Origin of the sequence: Shewanella xiamenensis, assembly GCF_024971755.1 — a bacterium.
Classification (GTDB): Bacteria; Pseudomonadota; Gammaproteobacteria; order Enterobacterales; family Shewanellaceae; genus Shewanella; species Shewanella xiamenensis.
Map to the genome: position 1 here is coordinate 1,566,336 of NZ_CP079718.1, position 26,392 is coordinate 1,592,727.

General features: G+C 47.2%; 17 protein-coding genes. 8 read left to right on the forward strand and 9 right to left on the reverse strand.

All coding sequences use genetic code 11. From position 1 onward, the window contains the following. The first annotated feature begins 166 nt into the window (after positions 1 to 166). Together KXJ80_RS08005 and KXJ80_RS08010 are read left to right on the forward strand one after the other, a co-directional pair. On the forward strand, positions 167 to 1,663 hold the full coding sequence (locus KXJ80_RS08005) for an aldehyde dehydrogenase (protein ID WP_099457656.1): 1,497 nt from the start codon (positions 167 to 169) through the stop codon (positions 1,661 to 1,663). Positions 1,664 to 1,949: 286 nt separating this feature from the next. After that, positions 1,950 to 2,378, forward strand: coding sequence for an OsmC family protein (locus KXJ80_RS08010; RefSeq protein WP_218738118.1), 429 nt, complete (start codon positions 1,950 to 1,952; stop codon positions 2,376 to 2,378). Positions 2,379 to 2,472: 94 nt separating this feature from the next. On the opposite strand, the gene KXJ80_RS08015 is transcribed toward KXJ80_RS08010, so the two are convergent. Further along, complete coding sequence (locus tag KXJ80_RS08015; RefSeq protein ID WP_218738119.1) at positions 2,473 to 3,093, reverse strand: TetR/AcrR family transcriptional regulator; 621 nt, start codon at positions 3,091 to 3,093, stop codon at positions 2,473 to 2,475. A 624-nt stretch (positions 3,094 to 3,717) separates the two neighbouring features. Between KXJ80_RS08015 and KXJ80_RS08020 the strand changes: the two genes are divergently transcribed. The 3 genes from KXJ80_RS08020 (at position 3,718) to KXJ80_RS08030 (ending at position 9,518) form a co-directional block, all read left to right on the forward strand. Continuing rightward, positions 3,718 to 4,956 (forward strand): efflux RND transporter periplasmic adaptor subunit, encoded by a 1,239-nt coding sequence (locus KXJ80_RS08020; RefSeq protein WP_218738120.1) that lies wholly within the window; start codon positions 3,718 to 3,720, stop codon positions 4,954 to 4,956. A 13-nt stretch (positions 4,957 to 4,969) separates the two neighbouring features. Beyond that, entirely contained in the window at positions 4,970 to 8,113 is a 3,144-nt protein-coding gene (locus KXJ80_RS08025; RefSeq protein WP_259474649.1) for an efflux RND transporter permease subunit, read from the forward strand. A 136-nt stretch (positions 8,114 to 8,249) separates the two neighbouring features. Beyond that, positions 8,250 to 9,518 (forward strand): HD-GYP domain-containing protein, encoded by a 1,269-nt coding sequence (locus tag KXJ80_RS08030; protein WP_037421083.1) that lies wholly within the window; start codon positions 8,250 to 8,252, stop codon positions 9,516 to 9,518. Positions 9,519 to 9,530: 12 nt separating this feature from the next. On the opposite strand, the gene KXJ80_RS08035 is transcribed toward KXJ80_RS08030, so the two are convergent. The 5 genes from KXJ80_RS08035 to KXJ80_RS08055 form a co-directional block, all read right to left on the reverse strand. Further along, on the reverse strand, positions 9,531 to 10,004 hold the full coding sequence (locus KXJ80_RS08035; RefSeq protein WP_069455408.1) for a LabA-like NYN domain-containing protein: 474 nt from the start codon (positions 10,002 to 10,004) through the stop codon (positions 9,531 to 9,533). Between the two features lie 379 nt (positions 10,005 to 10,383). Beyond that, positions 10,384 to 13,524: a multidrug efflux RND transporter permease subunit gene (locus KXJ80_RS08040; RefSeq protein ID WP_218738122.1), complete on the reverse strand. Its 3,141-nt coding sequence runs from the start codon at positions 13,522 to 13,524 to the stop codon at positions 10,384 to 10,386. Further along, a complete protein-coding gene (locus KXJ80_RS08045; RefSeq protein WP_037421088.1) occupies positions 13,524 to 14,633 on the reverse strand; it encodes an efflux RND transporter periplasmic adaptor subunit in 1,110 nt (369 codons plus the stop codon). The genes KXJ80_RS08040 and KXJ80_RS08045 overlap by 1 nt, the downstream gene beginning before the upstream one ends. A 199-nt stretch (positions 14,634 to 14,832) precedes the next feature. Next, on the reverse strand, positions 14,833 to 15,627 hold the full coding sequence (locus KXJ80_RS08050) for a substrate-binding periplasmic protein (RefSeq protein WP_218738123.1): 795 nt from the start codon (positions 15,625 to 15,627) through the stop codon (positions 14,833 to 14,835). Between the two features lie 173 nt (positions 15,628 to 15,800). Then, the gene (locus tag KXJ80_RS08055; RefSeq protein WP_218738124.1) at positions 15,801 to 16,955 is read right to left on the reverse strand and encodes a metallophosphoesterase; all 1,155 of its coding nucleotides are present in this window, start codon (positions 16,953 to 16,955) and stop codon (positions 15,801 to 15,803) included. Positions 16,956 to 17,498: 543 nt separating this feature from the next. On the opposite strand from KXJ80_RS08055, the gene KXJ80_RS08060 reads away from it, so the two are divergent. Further along, the gene (locus KXJ80_RS08060; RefSeq protein ID WP_259474650.1) at positions 17,499 to 21,131 is read left to right on the forward strand and encodes a pilus assembly protein; all 3,633 of its coding nucleotides are present in this window, start codon (positions 17,499 to 17,501) and stop codon (positions 21,129 to 21,131) included. Between the two features lie 22 nt (positions 21,132 to 21,153). Further along, positions 21,154 to 21,489, forward strand: coding sequence for a TapY2 family type IVa secretion system protein (locus tag KXJ80_RS08065; RefSeq protein WP_047534758.1), 336 nt, complete (start codon positions 21,154 to 21,156; stop codon positions 21,487 to 21,489). 155 nt (positions 21,490 to 21,644) lie between these two features. On the opposite strand, the gene KXJ80_RS08070 is transcribed toward KXJ80_RS08065, so the two are convergent. After that, complete coding sequence (locus KXJ80_RS08070; protein ID WP_218738126.1) at positions 21,645 to 22,310, reverse strand: DsbA family protein; 666 nt, start codon at positions 22,308 to 22,310, stop codon at positions 21,645 to 21,647. Between the two features lie 113 nt (positions 22,311 to 22,423). Continuing rightward, entirely contained in the window at positions 22,424 to 23,323 is a 900-nt protein-coding gene (locus KXJ80_RS08075; RefSeq protein ID WP_037426260.1) for an MBL fold metallo-hydrolase, read from the reverse strand. Between the two features lie 190 nt (positions 23,324 to 23,513). On the opposite strand from KXJ80_RS08075, the gene KXJ80_RS08080 reads away from it, so the two are divergent. Further along, positions 23,514 to 24,452, forward strand: coding sequence for a LysR family transcriptional regulator (locus tag KXJ80_RS08080; protein ID WP_218738127.1), 939 nt, complete (start codon positions 23,514 to 23,516; stop codon positions 24,450 to 24,452). Positions 24,453 to 24,587: 135 nt separating this feature from the next. Here the strand turns inward: KXJ80_RS08080 and ettA are convergent, their stop codons facing one another. Beyond that, on the reverse strand, positions 24,588 to 26,255 hold the full coding sequence (ettA, locus tag KXJ80_RS08085; RefSeq protein ID WP_218738128.1) for an energy-dependent translational throttle protein EttA: 1,668 nt from the start codon (positions 26,253 to 26,255) through the stop codon (positions 24,588 to 24,590). Between the last annotated feature and the right edge of the window lie 137 nt (positions 26,256 to 26,392).

A 26,392-nucleotide genomic window follows, 5' to 3' on the forward strand; every position in this document is an offset into this window, starting at 1 on the left:
TTGTGGCAAAAATGCTATTTTTGTAAAAAATATTGAATTTTGATGTCTTAAAAGCGTAATCTAGGCAGCAGTTACAGCCTTAGGTCATCTTTGGCAGTTGTTAGTCGAGATAGCTCTTATCCCAATAAAGCTAAAATAAACGAATACAAACGATTAAGAGGTCATCATGAGTACACCTAAAACACGGAGCGATTGGGAAAACCTCGCTGCAAGCCTAGCAATCAATGGTAAGGCTTTTATTAACGGCGAGTATCGGGATGCGACATCAGGCAATACCTTTGATTGCATCAGTCCAATCGATGGCCGTTTATTAGCGCAAGTTGCCAGTTGCGATTTAATGGACGCCAATATCGCCGTGGCTAATGCTCGTGAGGTTTTTGAGTCTGGGGTATGGTCAAAGGCTACGCCTGTTAAACGTAAACAAGTGATGATCCGTTTTGCCGAGTTATTGGAAGAAAATGCCAATGAACTGGCTCTGTTAGAAACGTTGGATATGGGTAAACCAATACGTTTTTCAAAGGCGGTAGATATTGCCGGCGCTGCCCGTGCAATTCGTTGGTCGGGTGAGGCCGTTGACAAACTCTACGATGAGCTGGCGCCGACGGCGCATAATGAAATCGGCATGATTACTCGCGAACCCGTGGGCGTGGTGGCAGCGATTGTGCCTTGGAATTTCCCGCTGCTAATGGCCTGTTGGAAGTTAGGCCCAGCACTCGTGACGGGGAACAGTGTTATCCTTAAACCCTCTGAAAAATCACCGCTCACCGCCATTCGTATTGCCGAGCTTGCCGTTCAAGCTGGGATCCCTAAGGGCGTGCTAAACGTATTGCCGGGTTATGGCCATACCGTCGGCAAAGCACTGGCGCTGCATATGGATGTCGATACCTTAGTCTTTACTGGCTCAACAAAAATCGCCAAGCAATTAATGATTTATGCTGGCGAGTCGAATATGAAGCGGGTCTGGTTAGAGGCGGGCGGTAAAAGCCCGAACATCGTATTTAACGATGCGCCTGATCTTAAAGCAGCGGCTGTGGCTGCCGCTGAAGCCATTGCTTTTAACCAAGGTGAAGTTTGTACCGCAGGCTCGCGTTTACTGGTGGAAGCTGGTGTTAAAGATCAGCTGATTGCACTTATAGCAGAAGAGCTCGCCACGTGGCAGCCTGGGCATCCACTGGATCCTGCTACCGTTAGCGGCGCAGTGGTCGATAAGCAGCAATTAGATACCATCTTAAGCTATATCAAAGCTGGCCAAGACGAAGGCGCCAGTTTAGTGCATGGTGGACAACAAGTGCTGGCCGAAACGGGCGGTGTGTATGTGCAGCCCACTATCTTTAGCCAAGTGCACAACAAAATGAAAATCGCCAGCGAGGAAATCTTTGGTCCTGTGCTATCTGTCATTGAATTTAATGGTATGGAGGAGGCTATTGCGATCGCCAACGACACCATTTATGGCTTAGCGGCAGGGGTGTGGACAGCGGATATTAGCAAGGCACACAAAACGGCTAAGGCACTACGAACAGGAATGGTGTGGATTAACCATTATGATGGTGGCGATATGACGGCACCTTTTGGTGGTTATAAGCAATCGGGTAATGGCCGAGATAAATCTCTACACTCCTTTGATAAATACACTGAAATCAAGGCAACGTGGATAGTGCTATAAGTGGATAGTGCGATAACGCTTTAACGCATACTTGGCCTCTTTCAATGTTATTGAAAGGGGCTTTTTAATGCCTTTTTTACTTCGATGGCTTGGATTTTCATTGGTTTGCTGTGCAGAATAACTGACATTTATAGCGATTTTATTAAAACCTTACACTCTAGATATCTAGGTTAAACCCATACACTGACTTACTAACCTGACTTTATAAACTGTGATCTTAGCTTGTGACTTTTCATGTTAACACCATTAGAATAATCTGATTGAAATAAAGCTAATGGAGTTTGTTATGGCTGAAAAAGTTGTTGAAGTCACCACACATATGGCAAGCGGTTGGAAGGTTACAGCGCAGGTGCGTGAGCATTTGCTGGTTATTGATCAACCTAGCGCTACCAATGAAGGAGCTAACCCTTTAGAGACCTTTTTATTCTCGCTTGGTGGCTGCATTTCTGCGATAGCTAAGATGGTTGCGCGTGAACGTAATATCACTATTCACCGGTTTGATGTGCATGTGAGAGCCGTGATGAATTCGGCGGGATTATTAGGCCAACCCTCGGACGATCCTGTTGGATTTAAAGAAATTGCCATCAATGCCAGCATAGACGCCGACTTAACCGACGTACAAAAGAATGAGTTTTTAGATACTGTGTGTAATCGTTGTCCCGTCCATGACAATCTGCTGCGTCCAAGTCTGGTCACTCATCAAGTCCAGTGTTAACTCGATACTCATCTCGATTTTTTTTAGCGTCTTAAAAGCATAAACCCCAGTGTTCACTGGGGTTTATGTCAATCGTTATATGCTAATCGTGCTATCACTGGTTATTTTTCGGAAAGTTAGCTAACACTAACTCCGCCACTTTACGTAATTCATTGGGGCAAATGCCATTGGTTGCTTGTACGGCCATGCCTTGTAGCACTGTGCCAATGTATCGAGACAGCAGCAGCGGATCGGCATCTTCGGGGAGATCGCCCTCATCCTTTGCTCGTTGCAGGCGTTCGCATAATGCTTGCTCACCATCACGGCGACGGGTGATTAGGGTTTCTTTAATGGCTTGTCCTGCCTCACTACAGGCGAGAGCGCCTTGGACGATCAAGCAGCCATGGGGTTGGTTTTCATCCACTAAGGAAGATGCAGCGCCATAGAGCATGGACTCAACCACTTGATAGGCTGTTTCTTTTTCAAGCGAAGGATAGAAAAATGCACAGGGACGCTGCTCGTATAACTCGATCGCTTTCAGAAACAGCTGCTCTTTGTTACCAAAGGCGGCATATAGGCTGGGTTTGTTGATGCCCATGGCCTGAGTGAGATCGGTTAACGATGTACCTTCAAAACCTTTTCGCCAGAAGACTTCTAAGGCTTTGGCCAATGCATCGTCGGCATCGAAGGCTCGTGGGCGACCTACGCAGGGCGTCTGGGTGACGGTTGACATCATTAGGCTCCTCAATTCTCAATTGCCCCTAGGATAGACATGGGTTTAGCTCATGTCCAGCCACTCTTGCCTGCTGTCTGCGCGTTAGGTGCGTAACTCACCAAAATATATCGTCCATTCAAGCTCACATAGCACGTTCGCTGTGGCTAGGGCGTGTTGACGTTTCAGGGTTATTTTTGCAGCAATTTGGCTGGCTTTTATGCAAGGCAAAGTCCGTGCAGTGTAGTTATTCTACATAAACGGACGATAACGCGGCAGAAAAGCCAGCCAAATGCTGCCCGAAGGGTTCGTCTGGCAAGCCCTTGCTCTTTGTCACTCGTCATTTGAGTAGAATAACTACACATCATTCCTCGTTTCGCGAGCACGAGCTTGCCAGAACGAACAAAATCTAATCTCGAAACGTCAACACGCCCTAATTACCTCAAAAGCTTAACTGCACGGTTTCAAGCTGTCACAAAAATTAAATACCTTTCGGTACAAAATAAGTTGACAGGGTCATTTTACACTATATATTACCGCTCAGTACATAATATTTTTTACCAGTCGGTATTTATTGGTGTTGACCGAGTGTCCATCACTGATGTCTGTCTTAAACGAGATAAATGCCTGCCACATGAGGATTGTAAGATGAAAAGTAACCCACCTTTACGGATATTGATGTTGACTGCCGTGGCGGCGTTTGTCCTTTCGGCCTGTGGTAAACCAGCTGCACAGCAAAGCCAAGCTCAAGGTGCACCTAAGGTCGATGTTGCGCAGGTATTGCATGAGCGCGTTACCGAGTGGGATGAATTTACCGGCCGTTTGCAGGCGCCAGAAAGTGTGACCTTAGTGCCACGCGTGTCTGGCTATATCGCGTCGGTAAACTTTAAAGAAGGCGCCTTAGTGAAAAAAGGCGATGTGCTATTCCGTATCGATGCGAGTGTGTTCGAAGCGGAAGTGGCCCGGTTAAAAGCAGATCTTGCTAGCGCGCTCTCTGCTGAGCAACTGGCCACTAACGACCTTGAGCGTGCCCGTAAGTTGTTTGATCAAAAGGCGGTCTCGGCCGAGTTACTCGATACCCGTGAGTCTAACAAACGTCAAACCACGGCGGCCGTAGCCTCAGTGAAAGCGGCGCTGCTGCGCGCCGAGTTGGACTTAGATTACACCCAAGTGCGCGCGCCGATTGATGGCCGAGCCTCCTACGCCAATGTCACCGCGGGTAACTATGTGTCTGCGGGGCAGAGTGTATTAACCAGCTTAGTGTCGACCGCCAGCATGTATGCCTACTTCGATGTGGATGAGCAAACCTATCTGAAATACGTCAAGTTAACTGCCGAGAAAAAGCGTAAAGACCCTCGTGCCGGCGACAATCCCGTGTATATGGCGCTGGCTAACGAACGCGAATATCAACACATAGGTCTAGTGGACTTTGTCGATAACTCGATGGACAGACAGACGGGCACTATTCGAGTACGTGCCACGTTTAGCAATGAAGACAACAGCCTGCTCCCTGGTTTGTTCGCCAGATTACGTACCGCCGGTAGCGGCGCCTATGACGGCATCTTAATTGACGATAAAGCCGTGGGCACGGATCTGAACAACAAGTTCGTCTTAGTGGTGGCAAACGGTGGCACCGTGGAGTATCGCGGCGTCACCTTAGGTGAAAAAGTTCAAGGTTTACGCATTGTTAAGCAAGGTTTAGCGGCAGACGACAAAATCGTCGTCAATGGCATGCAAAGGGTTCGTCCTAAGATGCAAATTGAGCCACACCTGGTTGATATGGCCGACAGCGAACAGCTAGAGGCGCTTCGTCAAGCTCAATTACTGCTTGATAAACATCAAGAAAATATCACCACCCCAGACGTTGAAGTAGCGAGCCGCGGTTAAGGAATCCAACAGAATGTTGTCGCAGTTTTTTATTAAAAGACCGATATTTGCAGCCGTTCTCTCGCTGCTATTTTTTATCACAGGGGCGATTGCCGTCTGGCAATTACCCATTACCGAATACCCTGAAGTGGTGCCTCCGACGGTCGTGGTAACCGCCAACTACCCTGGCGCTAACCCTAAAGTTATTGCTGAAACGGTTGCTTCGCCCTTAGAGCAGGAAATCAACGGCGTCGAAGACATGCTGTATATGTCATCGCAGGCGACGTCCGATGGACGCATGACCTTGACCATCACCTTTGCCATTGGCACCGATGTGGACAGGGCGCAAACCCAAGTACAGAGCCGGGTTGACCGTGCTATGCCACGTTTACCGCAGGAAGTTCAACGCCTCGGGATTGTGACCGAAAAGTCCTCGCCAGACTTAACCATGGTGGTGCATTTACTGTCGCCGGATAACCGTTATGACATGTTGTATTTGTCTAACTACGCGGCGCTCAACGTAAAAGATGAGTTAGCGCGTATCAAAGGCGTGGGCGCGGTGCGTTTATTCGGTGCGGGCGAATATAGTCTGCGGATCTGGCTTGACCCGAATAAAGTCTCGGCGCTTGGCATGTCGCCAGCTGAAATTATCGCCGCGGTACGTGAGCAAAATCAGCAAGCGGCAGCGGGCAGTTTAGGGGCGCAGCCTAGCGGTAATGCCGACTTCCAACTCTTGATCAACGTTAAGGGGCGTCTGACTGAACTGTCAGAATTCGAAGACATTATTATCAAGGTCGGTCAAAACGGTGAGGTGATCCGTCTTAAGGATGTGGCGCGTGTCGAACTCGGTGCAACCAGCTATGCGCTGCGTTCATTGCTGGATAACAAGGATGCGGTCGCTATTCCGGTATTCCAAGCATCGGGCTCAAATGCGATTCAAATCTCCGACGATGTGCGCGCCGAAATGGCAAGACTGGCGAAGTCATTCCCCGAAGGGCTGCAATACGAGATTGTGTACGACCCGACTGTGTTTGTGCGTGGCTCAATCCATGCGGTGGTGAAAACCCTGCTCGAAGCCGTGCTCTTAGTGGTACTCGTGGTGGTGCTGTTCCTGCAGACTTGGCGCGCTTCGATTATTCCGCTGGTGGCCGTGCCTGTGTCTTTGGTCGGTACCTTTGCCTTTATGCATCTGCTCGGGTTCTCACTCAACGCCTTGTCGTTATTCGGGCTGGTGCTCGCTATCGGTATCGTGGTTGACGATGCCATCGTCGTGGTGGAAAACGTCGAGCGTAATATTGCCGCAGGGTTAAGCCCAATTGCCGCAACACAAAAAGCGATGAAAGAAGTGACTGGGCCGATTGTAGCAACCACCTTAGTGTTGGCCGCAGTGTTTATTCCGACCGCCTTTATGAGCGGATTAACGGGGCAGTTTTATAAGCAGTTTGCGCTGACTATCACGATTTCGACCTTTATTTCGGCCATTAACTCGCTCACTTTGAGCCCAGCGTTATCGGCGTTGTTACTCAAGGGCCATGATGCGCCTAAAGATGCGCTCACTCGGTTGATGGATAAGCTGTTTGGTGGTTGGTTATTTACCCCATTCAATCGCTTATTCAACCGTGCATCAGAGGGTTATGGCTATTTAGTGCGTAAGGTGATCCGTTTTGGCGGCATTATCGGACTGGTGTATCTGGGCATGGTTGCGCTGACGGGTGTGCAATTTGTGAATACTCCAACGGGTTATGTGCCAGGACAGGATAAACAGTATTTAGTGGCATTTGCCCAATTACCGGATGCGGCCTCACTCGAGCGTACCGATGCGGTGATCAAGAAAATGTCCGACATCGCCTTAAATCACCCCGGTGTGGCGCACTCTATTGCCTTCCCCGGTCTGAGTATTAACGGTTTTACCAATAGTCCTAACTCGGGCGTGGTGTTTGTTGCCCTAGATGATTTTGAGTTACGTAAGAGTCCTGAGCTTTCGGCGAATGCGATTGCCGGCCAATTAAATCAGCAGTTTGCTGGTATTCAGGATGCGTTTATTGCCATCTTCCCGCCGCCACCTGTGCAAGGCCTCGGCACTATTGGAGGGTTCCGTCTGCAAATTCAAGACAGAGCCAACCTTGGTTATGAGGCCTTGTATCAGGTGACCCAACAAGTAATGTACAAGGCGTGGGCCGATCCACAATTAGCGGGGATTTTCTCTAGCTATCAAGTGAACGTGCCACAACTTGAACTGGATATCGATCGAACTAAAGCGAAACAGCAGGCAGTGTCGCTCGATCAAATTTTCCAGACATTACAAACCTATATGGGTTCGACCTATGTCAATGACTTCAATCGTTTCGGTCGAACCTATCAGGTGAATATGCAGGCCGACGAAGCATTCCGTCAAAGCCCGCAGCAAATTAGTCAGCTAAAAGTGCCTAATGTGAATGGCGATATGATCCCACTCGGCTCCTTTATCAATGTGAGCCAGAGTGCGGGGCCCGATCGTGTGATGCACTATAACGGTTTCACCACGGCTGAGATTAACGGTGGCCCAGCACCCGGTGTGAGTTCGGGTCAAGCGCAGGCGGCGATTGAGAAAATCCTCGCCGAGACCTTGCCGATAGGCATGACCTACGAGTGGACTGAGCTGACCTATCAGCAAATCCTCGCCGGTAACACAGGTTTGTTAGTGTTCCCTCTGGTGATCCTGCTGGTGTTTATGGTGCTCGCCGCCCAGTACGAGAGTTTGAGTTTGCCATTGGCGATTATCTTAATTATCCCAATGACCTTACTCTCGGCGCTCAGTGGCGTGCTTATCTATGGCGGTGATAATAATATTTTCACCCAGATTGGTCTTATCGTGCTCGTGGGCTTAGCGACCAAGAACGCGATTCTGATTGTCGAATTTGCCAAAGAAAAACAAGACCATGGTATGGAAGTGATGGAGTCGATTCTCGAGGCGGCGCGCTTACGTTTACGCCCCATCTTGATGACCTCTATCGCCTTTATTATGGGCGTGGTGCCTATGGTGTTTTCGACAGGCGCGGGGGCTGAAATGCGTCAAGCCATGGGCGTGGCAGTATTTGCCGGCATGATTGGGGTGACGCTGTTTGGTTTGATCCTAACACCATTGTTTTACTATGCCTTAGCAAAACGCGCCCGTCATAGTACAGCATCAGAGGTCTAACTTAGCTGTGTCATAAGTTCTATTTTATATTGATAAAAAAGGCCTGAAATTTCAGGCTTTTTTTGTATTTTGCAGCTAATTATCAAGGTATTGACTATATTTTAGTGAGGGACAAATAATTTATTAGGAAAATTCAATGAATGCCTTTCAGCCCCATGACTTCAAAGTCAATATTGATGTAAGGCATGCTTTATTAGCCGTTGCGACGGCATTGGATTTTGTTGGGGTGGACGATTTGCACCACGGACATCGGGTTGGCTATATGGCTTACGAATGTGCGAATGTGCTCGGCTGGCCCGATGAAAAAAAGCAGTTCGCCTATTTTGCCGGACTTATTCATGATTGCGGCGTTTCTTCCTCCGAAGAGCACTTACGTCTGCTCAAATTAATGCAGCCAGAAGATGCGCAGTGCCATAGTCAACGTGGCTATGAGGCATTGCTTAAATGCCCGATTTTAGATGTTTTTGCGCCTGTCGTTCTTTACCACCACACACCTTGGCTTGAGTTGCAATCCCATGAGCTTTCCGTATTTGACCGTGATATTGCAGCACTGATTTTCTTAGCGGATCGTACCGACTTTTTAAGAGCCAGATATACGCATGGTTGTCATGAGGAGCTGATTACATTGCATGAAAGTATGGTCGCAGAGAATTTATTGGCCCATAGTGGAACCTTATTTGAACCAGAAATGGTCAATGCAATGTGTCAACTGGTCAAAAAGGATGGCTTTTGGTACAACATGGATGCAACTCATATTGAGTTATTAGGTCTGGAGTTCAAAGCTAATCACTTTTACGACAAAGAATTAGATATTGACGGGGTAAAGCAGTTAGCGCGATTTTTAGCTCGAATAGTTGATGCTAAGAGTCCCTTTACATTTCACCATTCAGAAAAAGTCGCACTGTTAGCAAAATTAGTGGCAAAGGACTGCGGTGTATCAGATACCGATGCTGAATTATTGTACGTTGCGGGATTGTTACATGATGTCGGTAAGCTCAAAACGCCTGACCTGTTGCTGCATAAAGAAGGCAAATTAACAAAGGAAGAGTATTCGATTGTCAAACGTCATACCGTTGATACAGAGCATACTTTACATCGTTTTTTCCCTAAGTCTGTAATAGGCGAATGGGCCTCAAATCACCATGAACGCCTCGATGGTTCAGGCTATCCCTTCAGTAAGCAGCAGGAACAATTAGATTTACCCTCGCGTATTCTTGCTGTGGTCGATGTTTTTCAGGCGTTGACTCAAAAGCGACCCTATCGAGGCTCTTTATCGCTATCAGAGATTGGCGACATTATGCAGCCCATGGTCGATAAAGGGCAGTTAGATGCAGGTGTTTACAGTATTTTGTTGGCAGATATAGATAATTTTTATCAATTATCAACCCAAGAATTTTCAGCTTAATATTCATTGTTGTTAGAGCAGTAAAGCATCATCAATCGGATTAAACTGTGTTGCTGCATCCATTAGTGATTTTGCTGTCAGTTGGGGGACGCCATAGACTTCTGTCTTAACGTCATATTTTTGCGTTATTTTCTCAAGCAAGATTGCAAAATCCCCATCGCCAGAAAGCAGTATTACGGTATCCACATTGGGAGCGGTATCGAGTACATCAATTGTGATCCCCACATCCCAATCTCCCTTTGCTGATCCGTCACTGCGCTGGATATAGGGCTTAAGTTTTAACTCAAAGCCGATATGTCTCAAAGCATCTTGAAACTTAAGCTGGCCATCATCACCTCGATGAATGGCATAGGCAACAGCACTGACAATATTTCCTTGCGCACTCAAGTGTTGCCAGAGTTTACGATAGTTAAACTGGCGCTGATAGGCCTCACGGCAGGTGTAATAAATGTTTTGCACATCGACAAAGAGGGCGATTCTTTTCAAGGGATAAGTTATGGCTATCAGTTGGAAGACTCTGTGCACTATAGCACAGCAAGGTAGCTAATGGCGCGAGCAGGCAAAAACAGCAATGGATCTAATCGGTAATGGCCGAGTTTAGCTTTGCTTAACGGATTTTTAGTTAGGTTAATGGATTGATTATTTAAAGTATTGCGCCGGTGTTGTGCTGGTATATTGTTTAAAAAGCTGATAAAGGCACTGTCGCTGTTATGCGTCGGACTTGATTTTGCAGATCATGTAGGTTGAATAAAACATAGAAGGAACTCATCTGAAACCTAAATGAAAAAGCCAAGGGACTGCTCCCTTGGCTTTTATGATTTAAGCAAACGCATTATTTCGCGCCTGTTTACATCATGGCGATAAATTAGGCTTTTGCCGTTTGTTCCTGCTGTTTGGCTGCCTCTTGTGCCGCTAACTCTTGTGCTTTAATGGCCGCTTCGAGTTTTGCTTCAACATAACCCGGTGAATGGGTCGCGGCCGAGATTAAACGGTACATTGCTGGGATGACAAACAGGGTGACAAAGGTCGCAAAGGCCATGCCGAAAAACACCACAGTCCCCACCGCAATCCGGCTCTCAGAGCCTGCGCCCGTTGAAAAAATCAGCGGTATCGCGCCGACTAAGGTGGTGAAGGCCGTCATCAAAATCGGGCGTAAACGGCGGGTTGAGGCATCGATAATGGCTTTATCTAAGGCTAAACCTCGGTCACGCAGTTGGTTGGCAAACTCGACAATTAAGATCCCGTTTTTGGTCACCATGCCAATCAACATGATCATGCCGATCTGGCTATAGATGTTAATACCTTGGCTGGTCACTAACAGGCCGAGGAAACCTCCAAATACTCCCATTGGTACGGTAAACATCACCACTAAGGGGTTGATAAAGCTTTCAAATTGCGCAGCGAGTACCAAGTAAGCTACCAGTAGCGCTAAACCGAACACAATAAAAATACTGCTTTGGTTTTCTTTAAAGTCTTTTGATTCACCGGTATAGCTAATGGAAATATCCTTGGGTAATAACTCTATGGACTTGTTTTCCAAGAACGTTAAGGCCTCGCCTAAGGTGTAACCTTTACTGATGTTGGCCTTGAGGGTGATGGATTTTTGTTTATTGGTATGGCTCAATCTTTGCGCTGAGGCCACTTCTTCGATATGGGTGACCGTATCGAGCGTGACTAATTCGCCCTTGGCTGAACGCATATAGATTTGGCTTAAATCGCCGACGTTGTTAAAACTGTTTTCATCACCGCGCAGATACACATCGTACTCTTCGCCGCGATCCACATAGGTGGTTTCTTTACGACCGCCGAGCATCACTTCTAAGGTTTGTGAGACGTCATCGACGCTGATCCCAAGTTCTGCTGCGCGCTCTTTATCAACGCTGACAATCAGTTCCGGTGTGGTTTCGGCGTAATCCAGATCCGCGCCTTCCATCATCGGGCTGGCATTGGCTTGCTCTTTTAACACCTGTGCCCATTTAAAGAGTTCCGCATAATCTGAGCCACCCAGCACAAATTGTACTGGCTCACTCGATTGCCCCCTAAAGCCTGGCATCATAGGGCGAACCATCACATCGGGAATATCTTTCAATGCCTTACTTATAATCCCGAGCGCCTGTTGCGCCGTGACATTGCGATGTTCCCAATCCTCTAGCTGCATGATCACATAGCCAGTTTGATCGCCAGCACGACCACCAAAGGCAGGAGCTTGCACACTGAAAGAACGCAATACACCTTGGCCCAGGAGTGGCATTAATCTGTCTTCGACGATATCCATGTTCGCCGTCATACGGTTATAGCTAGTGCCCTCGGCGCCTTTCACAAAGGCGTAAAGTACACCGCGGTCTTCCTGCGGCGCTAATTGCGAGGGGACTTGCTGCATTAACCATGCGCTACCGCCAATACAGGCGAGAATGACCAGTGGTGCCAGTAATCTAAAGCGGATCGCATGGGTCACACCCACACGGTAAACCCTTTCCATGCGCGCAAAACCACTATCCACGATGCGATTGAAACGGTTAGGTTTTACATTGGCTTTGAGTAATTTGCTACTCAATACCGGCGTTAGCGTGAGGGCAATGAGGGATGAGAACAGAACAGACACTGCCAGCATCACGGAAAACTCGGTAAAGAGTAAACCGACCATGCCATCCATAAATGAAATCGGCAGGAACACCATGACTAACACCGCGGTGGTTGCCACGACCGCAAAGCCGACTTCCCGTGTGCCTTTGTAAGCCGCAAGCAGCGGCTCTTCGCCTTTTTCGATATGGTGGAAAATGTTTTCGACCACCACAATCGCATCGTCGACCACGAGACCAATGGCGAGGATTAATGCCATTAATGTCAGTAGGTTAATTGAATAACCTAGCATGTTGGCGGCAATAAAGGCGGAGATTAAAGATACTGGAACCGTTACCGCGGGGATAAGGGTTGCCCTTGCTTGACCGATAAAGATATACAGCACTAACACCACGAGGGCGCCAGTGACATAGAGGGTGTTGTAGACCTCGTTGATTGAGCGGTCAATAAAGACGGTGGAGTCAAAGTCGACCACAAGACTGGTACCTTCGGGTAAAAAGTCTTGAATTTTATCGACTTCTTTATGGACTTCCTGAGCGACTACTAATGGGTTTGCATCGGATTGAGTGATCACCCCTAAGCTTAGGTTAACAATACCATCACTTTTAAAGGTGGAGTTTTCATTCTGTGCGCCCACGGCAACATCGGCCACATCTTTTAAATAGATAGGTGTCCCGTCGCTGGCGGTGCGTACGACTAAATAGTCAAAATCCTTTGGGGTGTAATAGAGCCTTTTGGTACGCACCGACATCACTGTCGTATCGTTACGCACTTGGCCGCCAGGGGTTTCGATGTTCTCTTTACGTAGGGCGCTAGTGATATCGGTGACGGTGACGTTGCGCCCCGCCATTTGCTCGGGTCTGAGCTTGACATACATGACCTTATAAAGACCACCCGAAATGCTGATGGAACTCACGCCGCTGATCAGACTGAATCTGTCTTCTAAAACCCGCTGGGCATAATCGGTCAGCTGGGTTCTGTCCATCACGGTTGAACTTAAGTTCACATACACGGAGGGTTCGCCTGAGCCATTGTCCTTCGATACTACAGGATCGTTAGCGTCTTCCGGCAGACGGCGCTGGGCGCGGGCCACGGCATCACGCACATCACTCACCCCTTCGGTTAAGTTCCAACCGAGGAGGAATTTGACCGTGATCCGCGAGCTACCATTACGAGTGGTAGAGGTGATTTCATCGATACCGCTGATCCCCGTGAGTTCATCCTCAAGGGTCTTGGTGATTTGACTTTCCATAATCGCTGCCGATGCACCGGAATAACTGGTGCTGACTGTCACCACTGGGCTTTCAACATCGGGCATTTCCCGCACTGAAAGTTTAGTAAAGGACACTAAGCCAAACACGCATAGCAGTAAGCTTAAAACAATTGCAACGACGGGGCGTTTAACTGAGACATCGGACAGCCACATTATTTCGTCTCCGCAGTGTTGACGTCTGACTTGGCTGGGCGGTTATTACTATTCTTAGCTTCAAGAGCGACTTCATTGATTTTTAAGCCATCGCGCATATTCACAAGCCCTTGAACCACCACTTTATCGCCAATTTTAAGGCCGCTATCGATAAGCACTTGGTCGCCAACACGGGCACCCAAAATCACTTCGGTGCGATGGGCGATATGATCCTCACCAACCACATACACATAGCGTTTAGTGCCTGAATATTCTAGGGCTTGCACTGGCACTATGGGGGCTGAAATCGGTGGGAAGGTGATGGTTGATGACATCATCATGCCAGGTTTTAAGCGATTATCGCTATTTTCAAATTGTACGCGGATCTTCAGGTTTAAGGTTTCTTCATTCACGCGGGGATCGATGGCGACCACTTTGCCGATAAAGGTTTGTCCTGGCCAAGCTCGGCTGGTGGCCGATACTGGCATGCCAATGCTAAGTTGTGACAGAAAATGTTCAGGCACTTGTAAGTCCAGTCGCATGCTGGATAAATCATCTAAGGTCATTAACTCTGTGCCAATACTTACCATCTTACCTTCGCTAAAATTAATCAGCCCGGTTTTACCAGCAAAAGGTGCGATCAGTGAGTGATAATGTAAATCTGCTTGCGCAGAGGCTAAGCGTGCTCTGGCAATATCGACACTGGCTTTTTGAGCATCGATTTCGGTTTGAGTGATGGCATTGCGGCTGATAAGTTTTTCAAACTCTCTGAGCTTGCGGGTTTCATCATTTAAAAAGGCATTGGCTTCAGCCACCGCGGCTTGAGCTTTCATATCATCGAGTTCGATTAGCAACTGGCCTTTTTTCACTGTTTGATTCGAAGTCACGGCAATTTGTTTAATTTTGCCGGTGACTTGCGGCGCGATCACCACTGCGCGCTCAGCGGCCAGTTTACCAATCAGTGAAATAGATTGAGCCAGTGGATGTTCAACCACTTCCCCTGTGACAACCGGCACGGTACGCATAAGCTGGGGGGCACTTTCGGGTTTGGCAGCCTGCAATACATCACTAAAGCTCACAGCGGCGGCAACCGCCGCAACTAAGGCAATGGCTATTATGGTTTTTTTCATTGGAATAATTATCTCGCACAAAGACGGTTAACAGGCGTTAGCACTAATGGCGCTATTCTAGTGAATAACCGTCATCAGGTGGGTAAAAGTTTGTAAAGTTAAGCACTCGAAAGTGAAAGAAATTGTGTTTTGTGTCGAGATACCCCATGGCAATCTCATTCGCCCCATTCGAAGTGCATACGATAGCTGAGTTATTCTGCTAAGGATGTGCTTGTGTTCGTATTTTTTCTATCGGATCTACGGCTGATTGAATTTGCGGATACTGACTTAAAATTGCCTCAAGACGACCATCTTGGCCCATACTTTCAAGGCCTTTGTTAAATTCGTCGATCAAGGTGGACTGATCCGTTATCGCCAAAGATACGCCCAGATGGAATACCTCAGTGGCGATGGGGTCTCCTACCTGCTCGAAAGTATCGGCATATTCACTTTGATTTTGTTTGATTAAATATTGAGCAAGATTGTGGCCGATTAAAACTAAGTCAATGCGTTTTAGAAACAATTTCTTAAGATTCATTTCGTCGGAATTACCTTCCTCTGTCGTTAGCCCTGTAGCGGCTATTTCGGGTGGATTGGCGTAACCGCGGCAAATGCCGATGGTAAAGGGCTTAAGTTCGCTTAATTGACTAAAACGTAACGGGTTATCTTTACGTTTGTAGAAGACAATCTGTACGGCTTGTATCGGTGCGGAATAATGCGCCCATTGCTCACGTTCTTTGCGGTACCAAAGTCCAATAATGCCATCGGCTTGGCCGGTTTTTACCAGTAATGCTGCTCGCGCAAAGGGATAAAACTTAACATTGGCATTGTAGCCTTGGCGTTTAAAGGCCTCTTTAACGACTTGGGCTACGCCACCTTGCTCGGGTAACGAATCGGCATAAAAGGGCGGATAATTGGTCGCAACTAAGTTTAAATCTCGTCCTGCAAAACTGCGGGAAGGCAATCCTAACAACAGCAATACAAGGCTTAAATTTATCAGCAGTTTGAAGTCCATACGCATCCCTAACGTTAAAGCGTTATTTGCTGAGTATAGGGGGTGTTAAGCCGATGAGTTGAATTTTGTATAGATAGGTAAGTTATCGCTTACTCGATATGGAGTCGACTCGTTATCCTTTTATTGAATAATAAAAAGGGCTTATGGATTAAACCTATAAGCCCTGAATCGATTTAAAGTGCTACTTGCTCACCCTTATATAGCCCGCGGGTGAGTTTATTGTCGTCTATCAGTAATAATTCTCCTGACTGACCATCCTTAATACTACTATCTATTGCAATGATTTTATTATGGTAAAGTCCAAGTACACGTTCCTGTGAGGTATGGCCGACGATAATATGATCAACCTTAAAGTAGTTTAGGATTCGGTCGATTTCGGGTTCGGCGAGTGCATCTTTAAAGTAGCCACGGTACCAAGTGGGGCCATTAGTGAAAAACAGGAAATTCAACAGATCGTTTTGTTTTAAATCTTCTTTTTTATCGTCTAAATGTTGACGGAATAACTGATTAGCATCGCTGATATTGAGTTTACGCTCGACCCATTCAGGGCTTATTCCACCGTGCATAAACAGCAGATTATTGATCTTTACTAGAGTGTTTTTACTGCGAAGCCAACGGCCGATTTCGGTGTCTTTGTTGTACAGCGCATCATAGCTGCGATTGAGTAATTCCGCCGAGGTTTGATAACGCTCATTCACATAACGTAAGTCGCCGCGAAACACCATTTGCTCGTGGTTGCCCATAAGTAAATGTAATCTACCACCGGCGGCTTGGGCTTGCTTATCTAACTCATATAAAAACCACAGAACTTCGTTAACTTGGTGACCACGGTCGAACATATCTCCCGTCATGACCATATGGCCGTCACCAAAGGTCCAGTGATTATTTTCATCGATAATCTGATGGGCTTTCAGCAGGTTAATCATCACATCGAATTGCCCATGCACATCGCTTAAGGCCACTATCTTGCCTGCATGAGTGTAGGTATCAGCTTCAACTTTGGGAGCATCGGTATGGCGTTTGGGCTGTGGCAAGTTGCCACAATCATTTGGGCGAGCCAATTGATTGTTTGCGATAGGGGTTTGTTTTAACTGACTCTGGCAGATCCAGTAGGCGGTATTTTGGTTACCTTGGTCGAGGAAAACATAAGGACCATCGGTCACGGATGATGGCGTAAGTTCAGTGCTAAATGCGCCAACAGAAAATAAACTTAGCAAAGTAAACAGTGTAGCCTGAGCCGAAGTGAGTCTCTTCTTCAATGTGAGCGAAGATATATCCTGTGGTTGAGGTGTCGAGTGACCGAAACCATGGCGGAAGAGCGTGTGCATTCAAAGCTCCTGAGTTATGAAACGTGGCTTATGTGGGGTTGGTTAGCATAATGTTAATGACTTGGTAGGGCAAGGGATCCTATGTTGGGATATTTTCATGGTGAGAACGCTTTATCTCTATGTTTGTTGTTCAGCCTGTTTTGTTTTGGCAAGTTAAATTAATGGTATAGCATTTTTTATATTTTTTTTGGCAGGTGTTCTCCTTTATTTCCTATAACGTTAATAGCGCATTCTCAATATCATAAGTGTCACTTTTTTATTTTTTAGCTCATTACTATGATGGTGATATTTTTATTGGTTACATTTTTTATTTATTTGTTGTCAATTCGGTGTGCATAATGGTAATAATTGCTGAAAGTAGCCTAAGTTTATGATTTTACTGTTTTACGTTCGGTTAATTTACTGTTTGTTGTGCGGTTAACTTGGCCTTTTTAAACAATTTAAATCCCAGTTTTGTAAATGCAGGTGCTTTTATTATTCCTTAATAACAGATGCGCATACTGTATGAGTCAGTTTTTATTTAAATGTCAGAAAAGCTCGTTGATGAACTTTTCGCTTAATTACGTTTTATTGAAACATATTTGTCAATCTCGGCTTCAAAACGTCCGTCATACGTTAACATCAATAGTCGCTTTTATTATTTCGAGCCTCGTTGTCGGCGCGGCGAGTTTATTTACCGCGTCAAGCGTTGCTGATGATACAGAGCTTTATGTGTTCGAAGCGTCCGCCCGTAATGGCTCGCGCCCGCAGGTGCTGATCATTTTCGATAACTCCGGCAGTATGAGTAATCTTGCCTATGGGGTCGATGCTCCTTACGAGAATAAACGTAATGCTAACTATGCCCAGTCGGGAAAGCTATTTTATAGCCGAGGTTCGGCTGATAATGCTGAGTTACCTAATCCTGCCTCTCAGCGTGAAATGCGTCAGTTTAATGCCGCACTCAATGGCTGTGAAAGCTCGTGGGATTACCTCAATCGGTATGGCACCTTCACTGGTTTCTTTCGTGAGTATGGTTTTTCGGGGGGGACTGGTGCGTGGAAAGAATTTTCTGAACTAAATGGTAGCTCGATAGCTGCTGTCGATTGCTTTGAAGATATCCAAGAGGAAAGACTCGGTAATGCAGCAGGAGAGGCTAACGGTTTACCCGTTGACAGTTTAGGCTCTGCGGCTAAACCCGTTCGGTACACTGCAGTCAATATTCACTCATCCGAGAGTGCTAAGGCAAGCGCGAAGGCAAAGGCGCAGAAAACAGGTTTTGGCTCCGGCAAAGTGGTCACAGTTTATACCGAAGATTATTTAAAATGGCACCATGGTACTAAAAAGAAGGTCAATAAAACCCGTCTAGAGCTGGCGCAAGATGCGATTGAAAGTGTGGTTTTAACTACGCCGGGTGTGGATTTTGGTTTAGCTATTTTTAATATGAATGGGCCACGTGATGGTGCGCGTGACGGTGGGCGGATTATCTCTGGGATTAAGACTATGTCCGCCCAAGCCAAAATTGATTTATTGAAAAGGGTCAATCTTATTAGTTATGCCCAAAATACGCCGCTATGCGAAACGCTCTACGAAGCCTATCGTTATTTTGGTGGGCAGGAACAGTATTTTGGCGATGATGATAGCGATTATAATTACTACGATAATTGGGGGCGTTACCAAGGTACCTATAACGCCAGTTCTAATCCCTTTACCGACCCAGGTGCGCTTATTATTGGAAGTAACACGTACAATTCGCCGTTTAAGCCTTGCCAAAATGAAGCGTATATCGTCTATATCACCGACGGTGAGCCAACGCTTGATAACGCGGCCGATGGCATTATTGAGCGTTTAACCAATGGTGTGGGTAAGCATACCTCAAACCCGAAAAGTTATCTCAGTGCGCTTTCTGGCTGGATGCGAACTGAGGATGTGAATCCTAATTTAGCCGGAAAACAAACCGTTAGAACCTTTACCATTGGGTTTAGTGAAGGTGCAGCCAGTGCCGAGCACCTACTGAAGCAAACCGCCGATAATGGCGGTGGTAAGTATTTTGATGCCACCGATGCCAGTCAATTACGTTCTTCATTGCAAACGGCTTTAAATAATATCCTCGAAAAAAATGCCAGCTTTACTTCCCCCTCGGTAGCGAGCAATAACTTCAATCGTACTCAAACCTTTGATTCAGCTTATTACTCTATGTTCTTGCCTAATAAGGGACCAAGATGGCTAGGGAATATTAAAAAGTTCAAGGTGACCAGTGACGGTGATGTTGTCGATAGCAAAGGCAAAAATGTGATAGGCGAAGATGGCAATATCAAAGCCGATGCTTGCTCCTATTGGACATCTGCTGAAGAATGCGGAAGCAGCGGTGATGGTAACGATGTTAAGCGTGGCGGGGTGCTCGCCGCGATGCAGCAGGCGACTAGTCGCACTTTATACAGTAATTTTGGCAGTGGATTGAGCGCTTTTACTCTGTCAAATGCAGCTCGAAAAGCTGGGGATAATGTGCGTTTAGCCACCTATATGGGGGTCGATGAAACAGAACTCACTGGGCTATTTGACTGGGCGAAGGGAATTGATGTTGATAACGATAAAAATCAGGACTTAAGTACTGTCAGTGGCGCAACCCCAAACTGGCGCGCTGATATTATGGGAGATGCTCTACATTCCAAGCCCTTAGCACTCAATTTTGGTTCTGAAGCTAAACCTGATATCCGAATTCTTGTCGGGACGAACCATGGGTTCCTGCATATGTTTAAGGATGAAGGTGATAGCGTGTCTGAGACTTGGGGATTTATCCCCTATGAGCTACTGCCGAATTTGCGCGATCTCAAGGCTAACGCGCCGACGGGCGTACACTCGGTATACGGTATTGATGGCTCGCCAGTTGCCTACACCAAAATGCAGGGCAAACGGATTGAAAAGGCATGGGTATTTGTGGGAATGCGCCGAGGCGGCAATGCGTATTACGCCCTCGATGTGACCACACCTGATAACCCCAGTTTTATGTGGAAGATAGATGCCAGCTCACCCGGTATGGGCGAGTTAGGGCAATCTTGGTCGACGCCTGTGGTGACGACAATTCCGAGTGCGACTGGCGATAAGCCTGTATTGATTTTTGGTGGTGGATATTCCCCTTCAACTAAAGATGGCGCTGAGATGGGTACTGATGACAGCAGTGGCCGTGGCGTGTTTATTGCCGATGCGCAAACGGGGGCGTTAATCCATCAATTCGGCGGCAGTGGGGCTAACACGCCATTGCCAGGTATTGCCAACAGTATTCCAAGCAGTGTTGCTGTATTAGACGGCAATGGTGATGGTCATACCGATAGAATCTATGCCACAGATATCCAAGGTAATGTATGGCGGATGGATATGCCCTCCGCGAATGTGTCGACCTGGTCGGGATTTAAATTTGCCGCATTAGGGGATAAGAGTTCAGTGGCAGGAGATAGGCGATTCTTTTCTGGGCCTACAGTGGCCCAGACCTTGATCTCCAATACCTTTGAGCTGACTAAAGTCATTAATGGAACATCGACCAAAGTTGTCACATCACAGAATATTCCTTACGACGCAATTGTTGTCGGCAGTGGCCACAGGGCAAAGCCAAGTGATGTGTCCCGCTCGGATATGTTTTTTGCATTGCAAGATAGAAACATAGTCACTCAATCATTCCAAGGTAAATCAAATCAAAAGCCTGTGCCTAAAACACTACAGTTAAGTGATTTATATGATGTCAGTTCGGCGGCGCCCAATGATCAGGCCAGTGAAATCGTCTTTAGTCAAAAACGAGGTTGGTACTATAACTTCTCTCGTAAAGGCGAAAAAAGCCTGTCTTCTGCGACCATCGTCGGGGGGGAGGTGTACTTCAGCAGTTTTGTGCCTGGTAGTGATGGCTCAGTCAACCAATGTTTGAGTTCGGGTAAAGGCTATCTTTATAAAAAGAATTTGCACAGGGGCACTCGTGGTTACAAAACAGATTATTTGTATGCAGGAGAGTTGGTACTGGATACGCCGCAGTTGGTGATCCCGCCTGCCGAGCAGCCTAAGGACCCGAATGCCAAAGTACCAACGCCAGATATGTTTTTGATTGGTATCGGTAATGCGGTGCCAGATGAGGCGACATGTGAAAGTGGTAACCCTAAGTGTATTGGGGGCGGGCCAACAACGAACAAAATTTATTATTACATCAGTCAATGATGTAAAGAGTTAACGAGTCGAGATGAGTAATAGCCTTATGATGAAATACGGTGCCCTTGGTTTGTTGCTGCTAGCGGGATCCCAATGGTCAGCGCTGGCGACAGAAACTGAGAAGCGACAGGATTACAAATGCTATTTAGAAACGAATCAAGGATTTAAATTGATACGTTTCTCGTGGTTTGAATCTAAGGTGAATGATTATTTACTCAGGTTGCCAGGTACAGAATTACCGCGTTTACCTCGGGATAAGCCGATTCCGCTCTACGCGAAAGCGGTACTTGAATGTGTAAAAAGGAGTGAGCCTTTTACGCTAGAACAGGCAAAGCAAGCCGAGCTTGCGCCCGAGAATCAGGGTTAACTTGGCCTGTGGTATCAACATTGAACATGCCGATGGGATAAATCCTATAGTGACTTATCCCATCGTTTAAGGGGGAAACCCCAGACTCAAAAAGCCAAGGTTTGAGTCTTCATACGTAAAACGTAAGACTGGCACACTTTCAAGAAAGTGGCGTGTTAAGACACTTGTTCATTCAGATACTCAAGCCACTTGCTCGGATGACCGTAAAAACGGCTGTGATTGAGTAAATGCAGATTTCCCTCACTTGTTGTGAGTGCTACTGAAGGGAAACCTTGGGCACCCAGCTGATTCATCAGCGCCCGTGATGCCAAAATGTGCTGGTAAAACGCGTCTTCATTTTGGGCAAATTCCTTCGTAAAGGCAGCGCCATCTATTCCCATTTTTTCCGCTAAAAGATGTAGATTCTGTTCATCGCTGGCGCTTTTGCCATCGCGATAATGGGCGAGTTGCACTGCATGTAGGTAAGCTAGCTCATTGCCCCCTAAGGCTGCAACGGCAAGCATAGCTCTAATGGGGGGCGCAGAATCCAGTACAATGCTGGTATCACGTAATAAGCCTTCATAATAGTTTTCACCAAAGGCTTGTCCGGTTAACGCGGCAATCCGTTGATCATGGGGCATTACATAATCGCGCCATTGGTTATCAATCTGTTTGCGCCTTGGCCCTGTGAGCATGCCACCTGCGTGGAGTTTGATGGTAAATCCGGCAGCGGCTGCTGCATCAAACAGCGGTGCGGCTGCGTAACACCAACCGCACAAGGGATCGATAATGGCATGTAACACGGCCTTAGCTTTCATGGTGGTATTGATAGTTGGGTTCATCGCAATTATTCCTACAAAAAACAGTCTTTTGTTCTGGCTTTTTGGCTTAAGGGCTAGCCTAAGCGCGAATGTCAGATTGAATGGGACATGGAGATATCCATGCCCCTATTCCCTTACATTGGCCAGCGCATTTCACCCATGATGACTTTGGCACTGATCTCAAGCCCTGCATCTAAAGGAATTTGTGGGTAGAGCTTGAGCATCTTGGCGATTAAGTCCGCAGAATCTTTTGCTGTTTTGGCTGCCTTTTCAAAGGCATTAATATAATCGCGAGTAAAAGCGATGGCGCGCTTATCAAATCTGGCATCACCGAGATAATGTCCAGGGATAACCTCTTTGGGAGATAAGGCTTCCATCTTTTCTAAATGGGTTAACCAGGCTTTACGCGACTCAACACTTTGGGTATCTGCCATCCAAACATGGGTGTTATCAAACACTTCAACGCCACCAGTGATGGTTTTAGCCGACGGTACCCACAGGAAGGTATGCTTAGGGTGAGCATCCTCTAGCCCTTCTATCAGCACTTGTTCACCGTCGATACTAAAGCGATTGGTGGTAACCACCTTAGGCAGCACTAATTGGCTCGGGGCATTGTCCTTTAAAATCGGTCCCCAGTAGGCGAGCTTGCCTTCCATCGAGGCTTTAATGTCATCGACTGTGGTTTGAGTGGCAACGATTTCGACCTCGGGGAAGTTTTGCTTAATCACATCCAATCCAAAGTAAAAGTCTGGATCGCTATGGCTGATATACACCAAGGTAAGCTTTTTACCGCTGGCTTTAATGGTATCCACTAAGGTCTGGGCATCATTTTTTTGAAATTGAGCATCGACCAGCATCATTTCATGCTCGCCGCTGATAAAGCTTGAAGACACCGCAAAAATACTGTTTTCGCCCGGATTAAAATGGCTTACTTGCAAAGGTGCAGCTTGAGCAGTAGCCATTCCCGCCACCAGCATGGTTGCGGCTAACTGGGGTTTCAAAGAGGTTAATTTTAGAGCATTCAATAGTGTCATTTCTGTTCTCACTTATTCATTCAAATAGGATTCGGTGATTTGCACTGTTGCAAAAGTGAGCTTAGTTTAGGTTGCAAAAAACGTTAGATAAACACGGAAACTTGCGCTTGTTTGTTGCATAATTCGGATGAATCAACGTTTGAAACTGATTATTTAGTGCAACGCAATCAACACTAGGGGCGGATAAACCATGGATAGACTCGAAGCGGCAAAGGTATTTGTGACCATCGTTGAGCGGGGCAGCATGATTGGCGCCGCAGAGGCGTTGGATATGTCGCGTTCTATGGTAACTCGTTATTTGGCCGAGATGGAAGAATGGTCAGGTGCACGCTTACTGCACCGTTCGACAAGACGTTTGAGCCTAACCAGCGCGGGCGAGCAAGTGCTCGATTATTGCCAGCGCTTGCTTGAATTAGCGCAGGAAGTCCCCGCGGTCAGCCATGTACAAAGCGCCCAACCGCGAGGATTATTGCGGATCAGTTGTTCGCAATTTATGGCCCATTTACTCTTTCCCACGGTCGTGCGTCCTTACTTAACCCAATATCCGCAGGCGAGTGTGAACTTTCATGTTAGCAGCCAAACCGTTGATTTAGTTGCCGAACGTATTGATCTTGCCATACGTATCACTAATGAGCTCGATCCTAGTCTAATCGCCAGACGTTTAGGGGAATGTGAGTCCGTGGTCTGCGCCGCACCGCGTTATCTTGCCACCCATTCACTTATTAGCCATCCCGAGGATTTAACTCGGCATAACTGTTTAACCTATTCCTACTTTGGCGATGTGATGTGGCGGTTTACCCAAATTATTCATCCTGATGGTATCGAGGCGGGGCAGCTTTTTAATATTCCCGTAAGAGGTAACTTAAGTGCCAATGATTCTATGGTGGTACTAAACGCCACCTTGGCCGGCGAGGGGATTGCTATGCAGCCCCTGTGGGCGGTTAAACCGCATCTCGACTCGGGGGCATTAGTGCCACTGCTGCGGGAATTTAAACCTCAATCTTTGGGCGTATATGGGGTGTATCAATCCCGTAAACATATGCAGCCCGCCTTAAGAGTGATGATGGATATGCTGGTGGCCTACTTTGCTAGCATGAACCAGCATGAATATAGTGCCAGCCTGAAATAACGGAAAATCCTCACCCTAAATTCAATGCAATAAAAAGGAGCTTAACCCTTTCGAGTTAACCTCCTCAGATACACGCTTGCCTAGATTCTAGATTCTAGATTCTAGATTCTAGATTCTAGATTCTAGATTCTCGATCTATTTCGTCATGCGCTTGTATTTCAGGCGGTGTGGTTCAACCACATCGGCGCCATAGGTGTTCTTCAACCACGCTGAGTATTCGGTGTAGTTACCTTCGTAGAAGTTAACTTGGCCTTCGTCGCGATAATCCAGAATATGGGTCGCGATACGGTCTAAGAACCAACGGTCGTGCGAGATCACCATAGCGCAACCAGGGAATTCGAGAATCGCTTCTTCCAGTGCGCGCAGGGTTTCAACGTCTAAGTCGTTGGTCGGTTCGTCGAGGAGCAGTACGTTACCGCCAGCCTGCAACAGTTTAGCTAAGTGAACACGGTTGCGCTCACCGCCCGATAGAGTACCGATAATCTTTTGCTGATCTGCACCACGGAAGTTAAAGCGGCCCACATAGGCGCGGCTTGGAATTTCCATGTTGTTGATGCGCATGATGTCTTGACCACCAGAGATTTCTTGCCAAATGGTGTTTTTGTCATTCATCGAATCGCGGAACTGTTCAACCGACGCCAGTTGTACTGTTTCACCTATCTCAATGGTGCCGCTATCGGGCTGCTCGCTGCCAGACAGCATGCGGAACAGGGTCGATTTACCTGCACCGTTGGCACCGATAATACCGACGATCGCGCCCTTAGGAATCGAGAACGACAGGTTATCGATCAGCACGCGATCACCGTAGGACTTGGTTAAGTTCTTCACTTCGATGACTTTGTCACCTAAACGTGGTCCAGGCGGAATAAACAGCTCGTTGGTTTCGTTACGTTTTTGGTAATCAGTGGTGTTCAGCTCTTCGAAGCGCGCCATACGGGCCTTGCCCTTAGACTGACGGCCTTTCGCGCCTTGGCGAACCCATTCTAATTCTTTCGCAATGGTCTTTTGACGTGCGCTTTCTGCGGCAGATTCCTGCTTCAAGCGGGCATCTTTTTGTTCTAGCCATGAAGAGTAGTTGCCTTCCCATGGGATACCCTCACCACGGTCAAGTTCTAAAATCCAGCCAGCAGCATTGTCGAGGAAGTAACGGTCGTGGGTAATCGCCACAACGGTGCCCGAGTATTCCTGCAGGAAGTGCTCGAGCCACGCGACGGATTCGGCGTCCAAGTGGTTGGTCGGTTCGTCGAGCAGCAGCATTTCTGGTTTTTCCAGCAGCAGACGACAAATTGCTACACGGCGGCGCTCACCACCCGATAAGACTTCAATCTTTTCATCCCAATCAGGCAGACGTAGCGCATTCGCCGCGCGCTCGAGGATGTTGTCCAGATTGTGGGCGTCCTGCGCCTGAATGATGGCTTCGAGTTCGCCTTGCTCTTTGGCAAGTGCGTCGAAGTCCGCATCGGGATCGGCGTAAGCCGCATAGACTTCGTCTAAGCGTTTGAGGGCATTTTTGGCTTCAGAAACCGCTTCTTCAATCGCTTCACGCACGGTTTGCGTTGGGTCGAGTTTGGGTTCCTGCGGCAGATAACCAATCTTCAGACCTGGCATTGGGCGCGCTTCACCCTCAATCTCGGTATCGATACCGGCCATGATGCGCAGTAGGGTGGATTTACCTGAACCGTTAAGACCTAACACACCGATCTTAGCGCCGGGGAAAAAGCTTAAGGAAATGTCTTTAAGGATCTGCTTCTTAGGAGGAACAACCTTGCCCACCCGCAGCATGCTGTAAACAAACTGAGCCATTTTTCTGCATCTATAAGTGACTAATGATGCGGCTAATTCTACTCGATTGCGCGCCGAACTCAACTCGGCATTGAGGCGAGTTCAAGGTAAAACTGTAGGATTTTCATGTTTCAGAGACTGGGATTGTCGGCTCGTTA

What these genes read in the sequence shown, in the direction of transcription:
- KXJ80_RS08050 (WP_218738123.1), bottom strand. Translation starts at nt 15,627, where the DNA reads ATGGACTTCAAACTGCTGATAAATTTAAGCCTTGTATTGCTGTTGTTA.
- KXJ80_RS08010 (WP_218738118.1), top strand. Translation starts at nt 1,950, where the DNA reads ATGGCTGAAAAAGTTGTTGAAGTCACCACACATATGGCAAGCGGTTGG.
- KXJ80_RS08075 (WP_037426260.1), bottom strand. Translation starts at nt 23,323, where the DNA reads ATGACACTATTGAATGCTCTAAAATTAACCTCTTTGAAACCCCAGTTA.
- ettA (WP_218738128.1), bottom strand. Translation starts at nt 26,255, where the DNA reads ATGGCTCAGTTTGTTTACAGCATGCTGCGGGTGGGCAAGGTTGTTCCT.
- KXJ80_RS08025 (WP_259474649.1), top strand. Translation starts at nt 4,970, where the DNA reads ATGTTGTCGCAGTTTTTTATTAAAAGACCGATATTTGCAGCCGTTCTC.
- KXJ80_RS08065 (WP_047534758.1), top strand. Translation starts at nt 21,154, where the DNA reads ATGAGTAATAGCCTTATGATGAAATACGGTGCCCTTGGTTTGTTGCTG.
- KXJ80_RS08040 (WP_218738122.1), bottom strand. Translation starts at nt 13,524, where the DNA reads ATGTGGCTGTCCGATGTCTCAGTTAAACGCCCCGTCGTTGCAATTGTT.
- KXJ80_RS08005 (WP_099457656.1), top strand. Translation starts at nt 167, where the DNA reads ATGAGTACACCTAAAACACGGAGCGATTGGGAAAACCTCGCTGCAAGC.
- KXJ80_RS08055 (WP_218738124.1), bottom strand. Translation starts at nt 16,955, where the DNA reads ATGCACACGCTCTTCCGCCATGGTTTCGGTCACTCGACACCTCAACCA.
- KXJ80_RS08080 (WP_218738127.1), top strand. Translation starts at nt 23,514, where the DNA reads ATGGATAGACTCGAAGCGGCAAAGGTATTTGTGACCATCGTTGAGCGG.
- KXJ80_RS08030 (WP_037421083.1), top strand. Translation starts at nt 8,250, where the DNA reads ATGAATGCCTTTCAGCCCCATGACTTCAAAGTCAATATTGATGTAAGG.
- KXJ80_RS08060 (WP_259474650.1), top strand. Translation starts at nt 17,499, where the DNA reads ATGAACTTTTCGCTTAATTACGTTTTATTGAAACATATTTGTCAATCT.
- KXJ80_RS08015 (WP_218738119.1), bottom strand. Translation starts at nt 3,093, where the DNA reads ATGATGTCAACCGTCACCCAGACGCCCTGCGTAGGTCGCCCACGAGCC.
- KXJ80_RS08020 (WP_218738120.1), top strand. Translation starts at nt 3,718, where the DNA reads ATGAAAAGTAACCCACCTTTACGGATATTGATGTTGACTGCCGTGGCG.
- KXJ80_RS08045 (WP_037421088.1), bottom strand. Translation starts at nt 14,633, where the DNA reads ATGAAAAAAACCATAATAGCCATTGCCTTAGTTGCGGCGGTTGCCGCC.
- KXJ80_RS08070 (WP_218738126.1), bottom strand. Translation starts at nt 22,310, where the DNA reads ATGAACCCAACTATCAATACCACCATGAAAGCTAAGGCCGTGTTACAT.